Source organism: Rhodoferax sp. GW822-FHT02D07, from assembly GCF_058802405.1.
Genome location: NZ_JBXAOD010000007.1, coordinates 200,096 through 215,722 on the forward strand (window position 1 = coordinate 200,096; position 15,627 = coordinate 215,722).

At 63.3% G+C, this 15,627-nt stretch carries 19 protein-coding genes; 17 read left to right on the top strand and 2 right to left on the bottom strand.

What is annotated here, in order from left to right; genetic code table 11:
- Positions 1-52 precede the first annotated feature (52 nt).
- The 17 genes from AC1RNN_RS16260 to AC1RNN_RS16340 all read left to right on the top strand — a co-directional run bounded on the left by AC1RNN_RS16260 (position 53) and on the right by AC1RNN_RS16340 (position 13,547).
- Positions 53-691 (top strand): DUF2239 family protein, encoded by a 639-nt coding sequence (locus AC1RNN_RS16260; protein ID WP_493090110.1) that lies wholly within the window; start codon positions 53-55, stop codon positions 689-691.
- 21 nt (positions 692-712) lie between these two features.
- Positions 713-2,083 carry an MATE family efflux transporter gene (locus tag AC1RNN_RS16265; RefSeq protein WP_493090109.1) on the top strand — a complete coding sequence of 457 codons (1,371 nt, stop codon included), beginning with the start codon at positions 713-715 and terminating at the stop codon, positions 2,081-2,083.
- A gap of 99 nt (positions 2,084-2,182) precedes the next feature.
- Positions 2,183-2,956 carry a MipA/OmpV family protein gene (locus AC1RNN_RS16270; RefSeq protein WP_493090108.1) on the top strand — a complete coding sequence of 258 codons (774 nt, stop codon included), beginning with the start codon at positions 2,183-2,185 and terminating at the stop codon, positions 2,954-2,956.
- A 111-nt stretch (positions 2,957-3,067) separates the two neighbouring features.
- Positions 3,068-3,550, top strand: coding sequence for a Spy/CpxP family protein refolding chaperone (locus AC1RNN_RS16275; protein WP_493090107.1), 483 nt, complete (start codon positions 3,068-3,070; stop codon positions 3,548-3,550).
- Between the two features lie 6 nt (positions 3,551-3,556).
- Positions 3,557-3,856, top strand: a complete 300-nt coding sequence (locus AC1RNN_RS16280; protein WP_493090106.1) for a hypothetical protein — start codon at positions 3,557-3,559, stop codon at positions 3,854-3,856.
- A gap of 6 nt (positions 3,857-3,862) precedes the next feature.
- A complete protein-coding gene (locus AC1RNN_RS16285; RefSeq protein ID WP_493090105.1) occupies positions 3,863-4,567 on the top strand; it encodes a response regulator transcription factor in 705 nt (234 codons plus the stop codon).
- Positions 4,564-5,928 carry a sensor histidine kinase gene (locus AC1RNN_RS16290; RefSeq protein ID WP_493090104.1) on the top strand — a complete coding sequence of 455 codons (1,365 nt, stop codon included), beginning with the start codon at positions 4,564-4,566 and terminating at the stop codon, positions 5,926-5,928. Before AC1RNN_RS16285 ends, AC1RNN_RS16290 begins: the two co-directional genes overlap by 4 nt.
- 104 nt (positions 5,929-6,032) lie before the next feature.
- A complete protein-coding gene (locus tag AC1RNN_RS16295; protein WP_493137470.1) occupies positions 6,033-6,203 on the top strand; it encodes a hypothetical protein in 171 nt (56 codons plus the stop codon).
- Positions 6,200-7,225 (top strand): ATP-binding protein, encoded by a 1,026-nt coding sequence (locus AC1RNN_RS16300; RefSeq protein WP_493090103.1) that lies wholly within the window; start codon positions 6,200-6,202, stop codon positions 7,223-7,225. The genes AC1RNN_RS16295 and AC1RNN_RS16300 overlap by 4 nt, the downstream gene beginning before the upstream one ends.
- The gene (locus AC1RNN_RS16305) at positions 7,222-7,542 is read left to right on the top strand and encodes an STAS-like domain-containing protein (RefSeq protein ID WP_493090102.1); all 321 of its coding nucleotides are present in this window, start codon (positions 7,222-7,224) and stop codon (positions 7,540-7,542) included. Before AC1RNN_RS16300 ends, AC1RNN_RS16305 begins: the two co-directional genes overlap by 4 nt.
- A gap of 8 nt (positions 7,543-7,550) precedes the next feature.
- On the top strand, positions 7,551-8,042 hold the full coding sequence (locus tag AC1RNN_RS16310) for a hypothetical protein (protein ID WP_493090101.1): 492 nt from the start codon (positions 7,551-7,553) through the stop codon (positions 8,040-8,042).
- 26 nt (positions 8,043-8,068) lie between these two features.
- The gene (locus tag AC1RNN_RS16315; RefSeq protein WP_493090100.1) at positions 8,069-8,935 is read left to right on the top strand and encodes a GIY-YIG nuclease family protein; all 867 of its coding nucleotides are present in this window, start codon (positions 8,069-8,071) and stop codon (positions 8,933-8,935) included.
- A gap of 129 nt (positions 8,936-9,064) precedes the next feature.
- A complete protein-coding gene (locus AC1RNN_RS16320; RefSeq protein WP_493090099.1) occupies positions 9,065-9,742 on the top strand; it encodes a hypothetical protein in 678 nt (225 codons plus the stop codon).
- Positions 9,735-10,433 (top strand): hypothetical protein, encoded by a 699-nt coding sequence (locus tag AC1RNN_RS16325; protein WP_493090098.1) that lies wholly within the window; start codon positions 9,735-9,737, stop codon positions 10,431-10,433. The genes AC1RNN_RS16320 and AC1RNN_RS16325 overlap by 8 nt, the downstream gene beginning before the upstream one ends.
- Before the next feature lie 19 nt (positions 10,434-10,452).
- On the top strand, positions 10,453-11,730 hold the full coding sequence (murA, locus tag AC1RNN_RS16330; protein WP_493090097.1) for a UDP-N-acetylglucosamine 1-carboxyvinyltransferase: 1,278 nt from the start codon (positions 10,453-10,455) through the stop codon (positions 11,728-11,730).
- A 71-nt stretch (positions 11,731-11,801) separates the two neighbouring features.
- Positions 11,802-12,842 (top strand): histone deacetylase family protein, encoded by a 1,041-nt coding sequence (locus tag AC1RNN_RS16335; protein ID WP_493090096.1) that lies wholly within the window; start codon positions 11,802-11,804, stop codon positions 12,840-12,842.
- Positions 12,843-12,890: 48 nt separating this feature from the next.
- A complete protein-coding gene (locus AC1RNN_RS16340) occupies positions 12,891-13,547 on the top strand; it encodes a hypothetical protein (RefSeq protein WP_493090095.1) in 657 nt (218 codons plus the stop codon).
- A gap of 29 nt (positions 13,548-13,576) precedes the next feature.
- Here the strand turns inward: AC1RNN_RS16340 and AC1RNN_RS16345 are convergent, their stop codons facing one another.
- Together AC1RNN_RS16345 and AC1RNN_RS16350 are read right to left on the bottom strand one after the other, a co-directional pair.
- On the bottom strand, positions 13,577-14,770 hold the full coding sequence (locus tag AC1RNN_RS16345) for an MFS transporter (RefSeq protein ID WP_493090094.1): 1,194 nt from the start codon (positions 14,768-14,770) through the stop codon (positions 13,577-13,579).
- A complete protein-coding gene (locus tag AC1RNN_RS16350) occupies positions 14,767-15,618 on the bottom strand; it encodes an HAD family hydrolase (protein ID WP_493090093.1) in 852 nt (283 codons plus the stop codon). The genes AC1RNN_RS16345 and AC1RNN_RS16350 overlap by 4 nt, the downstream gene beginning before the upstream one ends.
- Positions 15,619-15,627 lie beyond the last annotated feature (9 nt).

A 15,627-nucleotide genomic window follows, 5' to 3' on the forward strand; every position in this document is an offset into this window, starting at 1 on the left:
CTTTTAATTTACCCGGGTATAATTTGTCCATCAATTAAATCCGGGTAAATTTATGGCATGGTTAGATACGCTGGCTACGGCATTTGAAGGGGGGCGCTGCATTGCCAGCGGCCCGTTGCGAGTGGTGGCCCTGGCGGCCAAGCCTGTGGTCGATGGCTGGGCGAGCAGCATCAGTGCGCCGCCCATCCTGGTGTTTGAAGACGCCAGCAGCGAGGTGATTGAACTGGACTGGCGCGGCACGGAGGCTGACTTTGTGGCGCGGCTCGAAGCGGTCGACCGTGTGCTCACTCCCACCTTGCCTGCGGCGCCTGCCGCCGTCGAAGAGGCTGTGCCTGCGGCCCCGCGCGGCCCGGGCCGGCCCAAGCTCGGCGTGTCGGCCCGTGAAGTCACGCTCTTGCCCCGCCACTGGGAATGGCTGGCACGCCAGCCGGGCGGCGCCTCCGTGGCACTGCGCAAGCTGGTGGAGACTGCGCGTCTGGCGTCCGAGACAGCCGACCGTGTGCGCCATTGCGGCGCCGTCACCTACAAGTTCATGTCCACCATGGCCGGGCACGAGCCCGGCTTTGAAGAGGCCAGCCGCGCCCTGTTTGCGGGTGATGCAGCGGGCTTTGCCGCCCGCATGGCGGCCTGGCCGGCCGATGTGCAGGCCCATCTCCAGAAAATCAGCGCCGATGCCTTTTTGGCGCAATAAGACCACCATCAGGGAGCTTTCATGACTTCACGCAGCGCGGCTGTGCCCGCACCTACGCCCCTTCTCTGGAAAAGCTATTGGGCTTTTCTGGTGCCCATGATCGTCAGCAACATCCTGCAGGCGCTCTCCGGCACGATCAACAACATCTACCTGGGCCAGATGCTGGGCGTGCAGGCCATGGCCGCGGTCTCCGCGTTCTTCCCGGTGCTGTTCTTTCTCATCGCCTTCATGATCGGCCTGGGCGCCGGGGCTTCGGTGCTTATTGGCCAGGCCTGGGGTGCCAGGGAGCCCGAGCGCGTGCGCGCCATCACGGGCACCACGCTGATGGTGGGCCTGTATGCGGGGCTGGTGGTGGCCGTGTTTGGCGGTACCTTCACCGAACCCCTGCTGCGCGCGCTGGGCACGCCAGCCGACATCCTGCCCGGTGCCGTGGCCTATGCGCGCATCAGCATGGTGGCGGCGCCCGGCATCTTCCTCTTCCTGCTCATCACTTCCATGATGCGTGGCGTGGGCGACACGAAGACGCCCCTCAAGACGCTGATCATCTCCACCGTGGTGGGGCTGGTGGTCACCCCTGCGCTCATCCAGGGCTGGCTGGGCCTGCCGCAACTGGGTGTGGCCAGCGGGGCCTGGGCCTCGGTGCTGTCCTTTCTGGTGGCGCTGGCCTGGACGGCCTGGCACATGCTGCAGGTGAACCACCCCATGGCGCCCAATGCCGCCATGCGCCCGCATTGGCGGGTGGACCGGGCCATTCTGGCCAAGGTCTTGCGCATTGGACTGCCCACCGGGCTGTCCATGATCACCATCTCGTTGGCGGAGATTGCAGTGCTGTTTCTGGTCAATCGCTTTGGCTCCCAGGCTACGGCGGCCTATGGCGCGGTGAACCAGATCGTGTCGTATGTCCAGTTTCCGGCCATCTCCATTGCCATCACCGCGTCCATCCTCGGGGCGCAGGCCATCGGGGGAGGGCGCATGCATCAACTGGGCGCCATCGTGCGCACCGGCATCCTGATGAACCTGCTGCTGACCGGGGCGCTGGTGCTGCTGGGCTATGTGTTTTCGCGCAGCATGCTGGGTCTGTTTATCACCGATCCGGCCGTGGTGGAGCTGGCCCAGACGCTGCTGCACATCATGCTGTGGAGCAGCGTGGTCATGGGCATGTCCATGGTGCTGTCGGGCTTGATGCGCGCCAGTGGCGTCGTGCTGTGGCCCACCGTCATCAGCATGTTCGCCATTGGCTGCGTGGAAGTGCCGGTGGCCTGGGCGCTGAGCCTGCACTATGGGCTCAACGGCATCTGGGCGGCGTATCCGGTGGCGTTTGCGGTGATGCTGGGGCTGCAGACAGCCTATTACCGGCTGGTGTGGCGTCACAAAACCATACGTCGGCTGTGAGCGGCTGACATAAATCGAAACAAAGCGAAACCCCTTTGACACCCGCGCAAGTGCGTGCCCCCGCACCATCGCGTACTTTCAATTCACAAGGCGTCCACGATGTTGCACCGCGTATCTACCCTGTCCTTTTCTGTGTTGGCCATTGCCGGCTCCGCGCTCCTGACCCCCGCCCAAGCCCAGCAAGCACCCAAGGAGGGGGGGCGCGTGGGTCTGGCCGCGCTGGGCGGTTATGAGTACAGTGGCTCTGACGAGACCCGCACCCTGGTCCTGCCCACGCTGGACTACAACTGGGCCAATGGCTGGTTTGCAGGTACCAATGGCATCGGCCGCCAGTGGCAGTCGGGTGAGAAACTGCAATACGGCGTCAAGCTCGGTTTTGATTTTGGGCGCGAAGAAGGCCGCAGCACTGCACTGCGCGGCCTGGGCAATGTGGATGCCAGCGCCGAGATCGGCGGCTTTGCCCGCTATGCGCTGGGCAGCGGCTTTGCCGCCAAGACCAGCCTGCGCGCCGGTTCGGGCGTAGGCAACAATGGCGCACTGTGGGACCTGGGCATGGAATATGGTCAGGCCCTGGGCGCGGACTGGCGCCTGGGCAGTGAGCTGAGCGTGACCTACGCCAACGCCGACTACTTGCAGTCCTACTACGGCGTGACACCGCGCCAGGCGGCGGCCAGTGGTTATGCGGTCTATACCCCCTCGGCGGGCGTGCGCGATGTGAGCGCGCGCATCTCGCTCACCTATTTGGTCACCCCGCGCGTGGCGCTGACCGGCGGCTTGCTCCACACCAGCCTTCAGGGCGACGCCAAGGACGGGCCCATGGTCCGCCGCAGCAGTTCCAACACGGGCCTGCTGGCGCTAACCTACGCGTTCTGAGCGGCGACAAAAACCGAAACAAAGCGATACCCCGCCGACACCCAGTATCAGGCTTGCGCCGGCACCATGACGGTCATGTTCAACCCTTCCCCAACAACACGGGAGATCTCCATGAAACACTTCATCCGACGCAACCTGAAACGTACCCTGCTGACCCTGGTGGGCGCCACCATCGTGGTGGGCGGCCTGTCTGCCTGCGGCCACCGCGACGGTAACTATGGCTCTGGCATGAGCCAGGAAAAATACGCCGAGATGCGCGACAAGGTGGTGAGCCGCGCTGCCAGCAAGCTCGACCTCAACGAGGACCAGAAAAAACGCCTGAGCGTGCTGGGCGACAAGCTCTACGAGCAGCGCACCGCCCTGGTGGGCCAGACCACCGACCCGCGCGCCGAAATGAAAGCCCTGATTGCAGGTGAGAAGTTCGACGCCGCCCGCGCCCAGGCCCTCATCAACGACAAGACGGCCGCGCTGCAGGCCAAGAGCCCCGAGGTGATTGCTGCACTTGCGGATTTCTACAACAGCCTCAACCCGGCCCAGCAACAAAAGGTGCGCGACTATATGGACAGCCGCGGTCACTGGTTCCGCAAAGGATAAGACGCCATGCCAACCCCCACACTGACCTCCATCGCTGCCCCCATGCGCGCCTACGGCCCCGTGGTATTCGAAGGCTATGAAGAACCGCATGCCGAGGTCATGGCCTTGGTGTGGGGGCCGCGCTTTGACCGCGAACATGCGCTGCGCCTCTTGGAGCGCCGCCCTGGCTATGTGCCCCAGGTGCTGCTGGCGGTGCAGCAGGCCGCGGACCATTTCGACAGCATGGCTGACGCCCAGAAGCAGCGCGTGCGGACCCTCATCCTGCGCCACCGCAGCCGGTGGGACAATTCGCAGACACGCCACTGAGCCCTTATGCACCGCATCCTGCTGATCGACGACGACACTGAGCTTGGCCCGCCCCTGAGCGCCTACTTTGCGCGCTTTGACATGGTGCTGGAGCACGCGCTGCGCCCCAGCGAAGGCTTGGCCCGCCTCAAGCAGGGCGGGGTGGATGCGGCCATCCTCGACGTCATGCTGCCCGAGATGGATGGCTTTGCGCTGTGTCGCGCCATCCGCAAGGACAACGACGTCCCCATCCTCATGCTCACCGCGCGCGGTGAGGTGATGGACCGTGTGGTGGGCCTGGAACTGGGTGCGGACGACTATGTGCCCAAGCCCTTTGAGCCGCGCGAGCTGGTAGCGCGTGTGCAAACGGTACTGCGCCGCCGCGCACCGGCTGCGGCCAAGGCTGCGCCGGCCGATGCCCATGCGCTGGTGTTTGATGGCTTGCAGCTTAATACCGCTACCCGCACCGTACAACGCCAGGGCGAGCTGCTGGAACTCACCAGCACCGAATTTGACCTGCTGCAGCTGCTGGCGCGCGAGCCCGGCCGCGTGTTCAGCCGCGATGACATCCTCAACCAACTGCGCGGCCATGAGGCCGAGCTCTACACCCGAGCGGTCGACATTGTGGTCAGCCGCCTGCGCAAGAAACTGGAGCCCCTGGATTGCATCAAGACCCTGCGCAACGCGGGCTACACGCTGGCACTGGCCCCGGCAACGAACCCTGCCCCATGAGTGCTCGCGAGTTCAAGGCGCGTCTGCGCTGGCACGCCCGTGCCAAGCACGCGCTGGCGCACTCCCTGCGCGTGCGGCTCATCACTATGTTTGTGCTGCTCGCGCTGACCCTGGCGAGCTGCTTCATCTTCGGCATGCAGGCGGCCCTGGGCGCGGGCTGGCGCGCCGCCGCCAGGCCGCTGGTGACGGACTATGTGGACCGCCTGGCTGCCGAGATTGGTAGCCCGCCCAGCACCGAGCGCGCCATGGCCCTGACCGAGCGACTACCCCTGAGCGTGCGCATCAGCGGCCCGCAGCTCAACTGGCGCAGCCGCCCGGATGAGCCTGATCTGGATTGGATGTACGACGATCACGGCCCCGGTGAAGAGTACAAGTTTTTCCAGCGCACCACGGCCGACGGTCACCGCATCCAGTTCGGCATCAGCGTGCAGGCCTGGAACCAGAAGCCTCGTTACATTGGCTGGATCACCCTGGCCACACTGCTGTTGCTCACCCTGTTTGCCTACAAGCGCATACGCCGCATGCTGCGCCCGCTGGACGACATCCGCGCTGGTGCTCAACGCTTTGGCGCCGGCGATTTTTCGCAAAGCATCCCGATCCGCCACTTCCACCACCCGGACGAACTTGGCGAGCTGGCCACCACCATCAATACCATGGGCGCAGACATCCACCAGATGCTGGAGGCCAAGCGCACCCTGCTGCTGGCCATCAGCCACGAGCTGCGCAGCCCGCTCACCCGCGCCCGTCTCAACACCGAGCTGCTGCCCGAAAACCCCGACGTTCAGCCCAGCCGAGACGCGCTCTTGCGCGACCTGGCGCTGATGCGCGATCTGGTGACCGACCTGCTGGAAAGCGAGCGCCTGGCCAGCCCGCACGCCGCCCTGCACCGTGAGCCGGTGGATTTGACCGCGCTGGTGCGCGACGTGGTGTGTGAGCTGCAATCTGCCCATGCGCAGGCCGATGGCTCGGGCGCGCCCGACATTGCCACCGCGCTGCCCCAGACCATGCCCCTGCTGTCGCTGGACCCCACTCGCATGCGCCTGCTGGTGCGCAACCTGTTGGACAACGCCCTGCGCCACAGCAGTGGTGCCAGCGAGCCGCCGCGTGTCGAGGTGCAGACCCCGGCCGGTGGCGCTGTGCAGATCAGCGTGCGCGACTTCGGCCCCGGCGTTGCCGAAGACCAGCTCCCCAACCTGGGCCAACCCTTCTTCCGCCCGGACGCGGCCCGTACCCGCGAAGGCGGCGGCGTCGGCCTGGGCCTCTACCTCTGTCGCCTGGTCGCCCAGGCCCACGGCGGCAGCTTTGCGGTGCGCAATGTGCAGCCGGGGCTGGAAATTAGCGTGGTATTGCCTGCCTCGTAGATGTAAGTTGCTCCTGTATTGATAGCTGCTCGCGCAAATTCCACGGGGGCTAGAGTGCACTTTGGCTTGTAACCTAGAATGCAAGCCAAGGGAGGACACGGGGCATGACGCCAGAGCAAAAAGCCAGAGTCAGCATCGACGCGCTATTGCAGCAAGCGGGCTGGCACGTCTGGGGTGTAGCGGGTTCTTGCTTCTACGAAGCTTGGGCCGACGTCTATCTCCAGCGCGTTCAGGTGCTGAGGCAGGTAATTCTCTCAAAGACTTTTCCAACATGAAAAAGTTGAGCCCCAAACAAAAACTGTTTTGCGCTCGCCGGGCTAAGAGCGCCAGACGTTTGCGTGCCAAGGTCTCGGCAGCCCGGGTACGTAGAAAAAAACTCGCGTCTCGCACTTCTAGGCCCAAGCTTCCGTTGGAAGTCATTCCGGTGCCTGTCCACGTTCGCTATTACGCACCTAAGGAGCAAAGAAAAGAGTTTGGACGATTCTTGGAGCGGATTGAACACTATCTTGGTCAAGGTAGGCGCGTTTTCCTGGACTTCAGCAAAACAAAGCGGCTGTTCCCCTGTGGCGTGCTAATCATCATGGGTGTGGTGGACGACTGGGTACAAAGGTTTCCGAATCAGCTTTCTGCAAATTACCCGTCCGATGACTTGGTTGAGCAAATGTTGCAGCATGTCGAAGTGTTGAAGAAGTTAGGATTGCCTCCTCGTAAGAACATTTCGCACAGCGATGTGACTCGATGGCACTACTTCACGGGCATGAATGTTGACGCTTCGCCTGTTGAGCCTTTCATGGCGCAGGTCCGCCAAGTTGTTGGTGAGGAGGCACAAATGGGACTCGCGGATTGCGTAAATGAAGCTATGACTAACGTCCGGCATCATGCATACGAAGATAGTGGTGGCGGAAGATGGTGGATCTTTGCGACGATTTCAGAGAAGCGGATTTTTGTAGCAATGCATGATCGCGGCGCATCTATTCCCGCGACACTTCTTGAAAAACCCGAAATTTGGGACTATCTAACTGGTAGGGTTTGGCGGCAAGAGCGAGCCGACGGCAAATTGATCTCCGCAGCCGTCGAAGGGCGCACAAGTACTAGGTTGCCTTACAGAGGAAAAGGTTTGCCTGAAATGCTACAGTTCACGAAGGCGACTGAGAGCGGTGAACTAGCCATCTACAGTCGTCGCGGTTTTTTTAGGTTTAGCGGGCGTGAACAATTAGAGAGCGTTGGCAGACTGACCAAGCCAATCACAGGGACTTTAATCGTATGGATGCTCAACTTGTCAGGGACAACGCCATGACAATCGTTCTAAACATTGCTAAACAGTTTTCTCGCAGTCCTGCTGGCAGATATCTGACGGATGGTCCTTTTTCAGGACAAGCATTTCGAGAAAACCTGTTGCTCCCCGCGTTAAAACAATCCGATTCCGTTGAGGTGCAACTAGATGGTGCCCTTGGCTTTGGCTCTTCGTTTCTCGAGGAGGCCTTTGGTGGCCTTGTTCGGGAGGCCGGATTGAAAGCTGAAACTCTTCATAAAAAATTGCGAATTTCGTCAAAACTTAAAACCTACGAGCAAAGAATTTGGCGTTACGTTGACGAAGCCAAACCTAAGGGCTAACCCGCAATATGCCAACAGCGGCCAACTCCGATGTGCTTTTTCTTGGTTTGACTGCTAAGGATTTATTAATCGCGGGTGGGTGGCTTTTTACTATTGTTGGCTGGCTCGTATCTAATGCTCAGGCCAACAGTCGAGAAAAACGGAAAGAAGCACGTGCTGAAATTGACGCCTGCGTCAAATTACTGGCTGAGTTGGTGGCCAAATCCCGGCTTTACTACAGCAAAGGTGCGGATGATCCAGCGTCCAAGTCGACGGCTGCCGAGATACGTTTCGAGCTCCAAAGGTTGATTGCTCGCGTAGAGCGTCTGGAAGCAAAGCACGCCCAATTTGACGTTACCGGTGCTTGCGGTGAGTTGATGGACGCAATTAGCGGTGGTCCTTTTGAGACAGCAGAGCGTGAGATGCTCGCGGCGGACTCTGATTTGTTGCAAAAAGTTGAATCAGACGCGCATCTGCTAATTGACCAACTGGAAGAAGGTTTCTTTAGAACCTTTGGTTGAGGTGAAGCGTTCCTAGTTTTAAATGGATGATCCCCTTCTCCCTCCGCATCTTCGTAGCCGACGGCGACCCCGACGGCCTGCGTATCGTCGAAAAGTCCAACTGGATCGGCAAGGCGCTGGTGTTCCCGCGTGCGCTGCTGCCGCAGGTCAAGGCCCGGTCCGAGCTGGCGCAGACTGGCCTCTACTTGCTGCTGGGGCCGCGTCCGGACGGTGAGGGCGACATGCTCTACGTGGGCGAAGGTGACCCCATCCTTCCGCGTTTGCAAGATCACCAGGCTAAGAAAGATTTCTGGACCCGCGCTATCGGCTTCACCACTACCACCGCCGGACAACTCAATAAAGCGCATGTGCAGTTTCTGGAGTCACGCCTGATTGCCCTTGCCCGTGCCGCCAAGCGCATGCCGCTGGACAACGCCAACCAGCCCGCCGAGCCGTCCCTGAGCGAGGCTGACCGTACTGACATGGAAGTCTTCTTGGGCCATATGCTGGGCATGCTGCCGGTGCTAGGGGTACATGCGTTTGAACAGTCGCCTAAGGCGCCTGCAACCAAGGCCGCTCCGATGCTCACCTGTAAAGGCAAGGGTGTGCAGGCTACGGGCTACGAAGCCAGCCAGGGCTTTGTGGTGCTGGCGGGCTCTCAGGCTGTGGCTGACTCTGTACCCAGTATGGCCCAGCATGTGAAAGGCCAGTACGACTTGCGCCAAGAACTCATCAGTAACGGCGTGCTGGCGATGCAGGGTGCGCTTTACCAGTTCACACAGGACTACACCTTTAGCTCTCCCAGCACGGCCGCATCGGTACTGCTGGGTCGTTCGGCCAATGGTCGAATGGAGTGGAAGGCTGCGGATGGCCGCACGCTGAAGGAAATTCAAGAGGCAGAAGCAGAGCAGTAGTTTTGCTTTTGTTTTGATAGCTGCTTGCGCATATTCCGCAAGGGCTAGAGGCCAATTTCATTGTCAACTTGCTTTGTTCTAGCGATTCATTTACATTCAATATTCGCGATTCACGAATATTGAATGTAAATGCAGCTCAAGCCCCAAGACTTCCTCGTTGCCCTCAAGCTGGTGGCTTGGGGTGAGCAGCGCTGGACGTACGCGCGGCTGGCGCAGGAGCTGGGGCTGAGCGTGTCGGAGGCGCATGCCTGCATCAAGCGCGGGTTGCAGGCGGGCCTGTTGCTCCCAAACAGGGAGTCGCCGCCCGACGCTGCCGCAGCGGGTGATGGTGCGCTGGGCGTGCAAGAGCCCATGGGCATTTACAGGGTCACGCGAAAGCGGGTGCGCCGCGCTGCGCTGCCGGAAAGCGAAGCGGGGGCTGACAACGTGGTACGTCCGCATGCACACAACCTAGCCGAGTTCGCACTCCATGGCGCCAAGTACGCCTTCCCGGCCGAGAAACTGCCGCTGGCTGTTGGCGTTCCCACAAGCCACAGCGCGCCCGCCTTCGCGGGCGTGTTTGCGCCCGGTAGCACAGACTTTGTCTGGCCGCACCCCAATGGTACGGTGCGTGGTGTGGGGGTGGAGCCATTGCATCCCTCCGTGCCCTTTGCGGCGATGCAAGACGCCAGGTTGTACGAAATGCTGGCGCTCTTCGATGCGCTGCGGGTAGGGAGAGCCCGCGAAAAGGGCATGGCGTTGGAGCGTTTGCAAGCCTTGATCGACCCGGACGCGCCCAAGCCGGAGAAGGGGCTCAGCTATGGCTAATCCGAACCTGAGCCTGTTGATCGGCATGGTGCAAGCCATGGGGCCATTGTGCGAGCAGGTGGTGTTTGTGGGTGGTTGCGCGACGGGGCTACTGGTGGACGATGCCGCGTTGACGGACATACGCCCGACAGAAGATGTAGACGCCATCGTCGAAGTGGCCTCGCTGGCCGGGTATCACCGCCTAGCAGAGCAACTGATGCAGCGCGGCTTCAAGCAGACCATAGCCGACAACACGCCGCCATTTCGTTGGTACTGGAGCCGCATGCAGCTGGACCTGGTGCCGCTGGATGAAACAGTGCTGGGTTTTGCCAACCCTTGGTACCGGGTCGGCTATGACAATGCCCTTGAGACAACGCTGGCGGACAGTCTCCGGTTGCGGCATCTTTCCGCACCGTATTTTCTGGCGACCAAGTTCGAAGCCTTCAAGGATCGCGGGCAGAATGATGTGTACCTGAGCCACGATCTGGAAGACATCATGACGGTTGTGGAAGGTCGCGCCACCGTCGTACAGGAAGTGATCGCTGCGCACGAAGCCGTCCGCCAACACATCCACCAAGCGGTGGCAGCATTGCTGGCAATGCCTGCCTTCCATAACGCGCTGCCGGGCTTGCTGAGCAACCCGGAGCGGGAGCAAGCCGTCAAGGCGCGACTGACCCGGATGGCCACCGAATCCACAGTGCAACCCACTTAATCCATTCACTCTTTAATCCATGTCCACATTTGAAATCGAAGGCGGCGTGCCCCTACGGGGCACCATCCGCGCCTCTGGCAATAAGAACGCCATCCTGCCCATGATTGCGGCCTGCATCCTGACGGACCAGGAGGTGGTGCTGGACAACGTGCCCGACATCATCGACGTGCGCCACATGCTGGACGTGATCGTTGAGATTGGCGGCAAGGTGGAGCGCAGTGGCGAGCGCGTCAGCATCCAGGTGGCCAGCGTGCGCACCAACGAGATTGGCCAGGTGTTGTGCAACAAGGTGCGCACCTCCATCCTCTGCGTGGCGGGGCTGCTGCACCGTACCGGCAAGGCGCGGCTGTACCCGCCCGGTGGTGATGTGATTGGCCGGCGCCGGCTGGACACACACTTTTACGGCCTCATGAAGCTGGGCGCCAAGGTGTCCATCGACGGCACCTATGACTTCGAAGTGCCCGGTGCGTTGACCGGCGCGGAGCTGTTTTTTGACGAGCCTTCCGTCACGGGTACCGAGCACATCCTCATGGCCGCTGCCGTGAGCCGTGGCCACACGCTGATCCGCAACGCGGCCTGCGAGCCGCACGTGCAGGATCTGGCGCACCTGCTCAACGCCATGGGCGCCAAGATCTCCGGCATCGGCACCAACCAGCTCAGCGTGGACGGTGTGGAATCCCTGCGCGGCACCACTTACACCGTGTGCCACGACCACATCGAGGCTGCGTCCTACCTGGCGCTGGCTGCGGCCACGGGCGGGGAGATCACGGTGGACGGCACTGACAAGCATGCTTACGGCATGTGCCACCGCGTGTTCGAGACCCTGGGCGTGAAGATCGAACTGCACGACAAACACATCTACCTGCCCGCCAACCAGAGCCTGCGCGTCACGCGCGAGTTCGACGGCGCCATGCCGGTCATTGGCGACGGCCCCTGGCCCCAGTTCGCCACCGACCAGATGAGCTGCATGATCACCCTGGCCACGCAGGTGGAGGGCAATGTGCTGTTCTTCGAGAAGATGTTCGAGTCGCGCCTGTACTTTGTGGACAAGCTCATTGCCATGGGCGCGGCCGCCGTGGTGTGCGACCCGCATCGCGTGGTCATCAGCGGGCGCAGCAAGCTGCGCGGCACCACGCTGCCCTCGCCCGACATCCGCGCCGGCATGGCGCTGCTGGGCGCGGCGCTGTGCGCCACCGGCAAGTCCACGCTGCAGAATGCCAACATGATCCAGCGCGGCTACGAGAAGCTGGACCAGAAGCTGCTGGCGCTGGGCGCCCGCATCACGCTGAAGGCCTGATGGCTGCTATATAAATAGTAGCTGCTCGCGCATATTTCATAAGGGAAAGAGCCCTGTTTTACGCCTAAACCATGAAAACCTTCTACAACCACCTGCACGCCCAGCACCAGGGCAAGGTCGAGATGTTCCGCGGCGCGCTGGTGCCGTGTTTTGAAGTGCCGGCCCGTGCCGACCATGTGCTGGCGGAACTGAAGCGCCGCCAGCTGGGCACGGTGTTGGAGCCGCAGGCGTTTGACGACAGCGCGCTCACGGCCATCCACAGCCCGCGCTACCTGAACTTCCTGGCCACGGCCTGGGACCAGTGGGTGGCGCTGGATCCGGCCAACGCGGACAAGGACATCCTACCCTCCGTCTGGCCCACGCGCACCTTCCGCACCGATGTGGAGCCCGACAACTTTGCCGCAAAAGTGGGGCTGTATTCGTACGACGCCGGCTCCCCCTTCACCAGCGGAACCTGGGTGGCCGCGCGTGCGGGCGCCCATTGCGCGCTGAGCGCCGCGCAGGCGCTGTTGGACGGCGACCGCGTGTCCTTCGCCCTGAGCCGCCCGCCGGGTCACCACGCGGGTGCGGACTTTTTTGGCGGCTACTGCTTCCTCAACAACGCCGCTCTGGCTGCGCAGCATTTGCGCAATGCGGGCATGCAGAAGGTGGCGGTGCTGGACGTGGACTACCACCACGGCAACGGTACCCAGGCCATCTTCTACGACCGGCCCGATGTGTTCTTTGCCAGCCTGCACGGCGACCCGCGCACCGAGTACCCCTTCTACCTGGGCCATGCCGACGAACGCGGCACGGGCGCCGGGCTGGGCGCCAACCTGAACCTGCCGCTGCCACGCGGCACCGACTACGCCACCTGGGCGCAGGCGCTGGACACGGCGCTGGCCGCCATCCAGGCCTTTGGGGCCGAGGCACTGGTGGTGTCGCTGGGCATGGACACCTTTGAAGGCGACCCCATCTCTGGCTTCACCCTGAAGAGCGACGACTACCTGCGCGTGGGCGAAAGCCTGGAGCGCGCCGGCCTTCCCACGGCCTTTATTTTTGAGGGTGGCTATGCGGTGGAGGAGGTGGGCATCAACGCCGTCAACGTGCTGCAGGGTTTTACCGCCGCTTAACAATTTCCCCCGCACCGGCTCCGCCCGGTGCGGCTAAGCTCCCGCTCCATGACCCGAATCTTTACCTTGCCAACGCGCCTGAGCGCCGGGCCCCGCCGCTGGCTGGCTGCGGGCCTGCTGGGCGCGCTGCTGGCTTGCGCCGGCACCGTGGCCCTGGCCAACGACGACGACTACACCGACCGCCTGGTCTCCGAGTTCGCCCCCTGGATCGGCAGTCCGCAGGACACCGAAATGCTGGTGCACAGCTTGCGCAGTGGCCAGCCCGAAGGCAGTGGCGCGGCCAGCGTGGCCCCCGCCACCGGCTCGCTGGCCTATGGCGAAGCGCGGTTGGCGCTCAAGCTGGCGCAAGCCACGCTGGCGCAGGAAGGCATCAGCCAGCCTAGTGCCACGCAGCTGCAGGCCGCGCTGCATGGTGGGATGGTAGATACCGCCGCCGGCACCAAGTCGCTGCCCGGCGTGCTGCCGCAGCGGGCCCAGGGTCAAAGTTGGGGCGCCATGGCGCAGAGCGCTGGTATGTCGGTGGAAGACCTGATCCCGCCGAAATCGGTCGGCCAGCGCAAGACACACGCCACCAAACACAGCAAGAGCGCCAAGGCAGGCAAGAAAACCGGCAAATCGGCCAAGGCCACGGGCAAGGCCAGCGCTGGCAAGAAGACCAAGGCTGCGCCCGCCAAGGCTACAGTCGCCAAAAAGAAACACAAGTAAACGGGGGGGCGTGGCGGCCCCCCCGAGTTCTAGAACGTGCTGCTGCGCCGCGTGCGCAGCAGGGCGGCCAGGCCCACGGCCGCCACGCCAATCAGCACCAGCGGAAAGCCCAGCGTAGGCGACCAGTCGATCAGCGCACCCGACACGGCCGACGCCACCAGCCCGCCCAGCGTGTAGTTCAGTACCAGCACGGCGGTGCTGTTCACCAGCGTGATGCCCTGCTCGCGGGCGCCAATGTCCGTCATGCTCAGCGTGTAGAGGCAGCTGCCGGCGGCGCCCAGCAAAAAGACAATCGGCCAGGCCAGCCAGTGCGCATGCGCCACCAGCAGTAGCGCGCAGGCCGTGGCCAACGCCAGGGCCACGCACACAACCATCAGCGTGCGCCGTCCGCGCGCCTTGTCCTCAAAGCGGTCGGCCACCATGCCCACGGGAATCGCCACCAGCGTGCTGCCCAGCCCGCTAACCGAAATCAGCAGCGCCCCGGCCGCTGCACCCAGGCCCATGGCCAGCCCATACAGCGGCAGGATGGAGGCCAGTCCCAGCTCGAAAAAACCACCGATGAAGCCGGCCAGCATGATGACGGGATGGCTGCGCACCGCCTGCCACAGGCCCAGCACGCCCACGCGCGCATGGGCCGCGTCCGCATGGGGCGGCACCACCGGAATCAGCGCCGTCCAGGCCAGGCCCACACCCAGCAGGGCGATCACCAGGCCCAGCGCCGCGGGGCCTTCGCTGCCCACCCAGGCCAGCAGCGTGGGGCCGATGATGAAGGTGGCGCCCACCATGGTGGCGTAGATGCCGATGTAGCGGCCCAGCCGGTCAGCGGGGGAGAACTCGGCAATGAAGGCCTCGGCCAGCACCCAGCGCAGCCCGCCCGCCACGCCAGCCAGCAGCTCCAGCGCGAACCACAGCCACAGCACATCGGTAAACAAAAAACCAGCCGCTGCCAGCAGCGGCGCCACCGAGGCAAACCACATGGTCCGGCGCTGCCCGAAGCGCCGGGTGAGGGCCGAGGCAAAGGGCGTGACGATGAAGATGCCCAGCCAGCTGGTGGCCGCAAACAGGCCGGCCATGGTGGTGGACACCTCGCGCTCCTTCAGCAACACCAGCATCAGCGGCGAGAGCATGAACACGCCCGAGAGTTGGAACAGCGTGGAGCCAAACACGGCTAGCAGGCCCATGGGCGAGCCGGCGGCGCTGCGGTGGGTGGCGGTGCCGCTCATGGCGTGCGCCCCTGCAGGATCGCCCGCGCCACTTCGGCAAAGCCGGCGCCGCGTTCGGCCGTGGCCACATAGCGCGGCAGGTTGGTGAGCTGAGGCAAAAAGCGCGCAATGTTCGCCACCCCCACGCTGTGGGTGAAGTGCTGGAACATGGCCTGGTCGTTGCCCGAGTCGCCCACAAACACCCAGCGGTCCAGCTCGGCGGGCAGGTCGACGCCCAGCAGCTCGCGCGCAATCCAGCAGGCGCCTTGCCATTTGTTGAAGACGCCAAAGCAGCCGTGGATATGGATGCTGCTCACCGTCGTCTGCATGCCCTCGGCCTGCAGCCGCTCCAGCACCTGCTGCACCGTGTCAGGCGGGAGGCGGGCGAACTCGGCGTAGTCAAAGGCCAGGTCGGTCTCGCGGCCCGCGCTGTCGCGGCTCAGTTGCACGCCGGGCACCTCCGCCACGATGCGCGCGGCAATGGCGCGCATGCGGGCCTGATTCGCCGTGCGGGTGGCTGCGTCCTGTTGATACAGTTTTGATAGCGGCTTGCGCACATTCCATGCGGGCTGGAGGCTATTTTTATCCTCAACTGCGGTTTTATGCACAAAGGCCGCGGCACCGTTCTCCGCCACCATGGCGTCCACCGGCCAGGCTGCGCCGCCGCTGCCGGCCATGAAGGGCTCGCACCAGCCAATGGGCCGTCCGGTGATGGGAATGACGTGCAGGCCCGCCGCCTTCAGGTCGGCCAGGGCCTGCAGCGCCTCGGGCGTGATGGCGCCTTCGGTGGTCAGGGTGTCGTCGATATCGGTGAACACGCCGGCAATGCGGCGGCGGTCGGCCAGGGGCCAGGTACTCAGGGCTTGCATGGGGTTGTC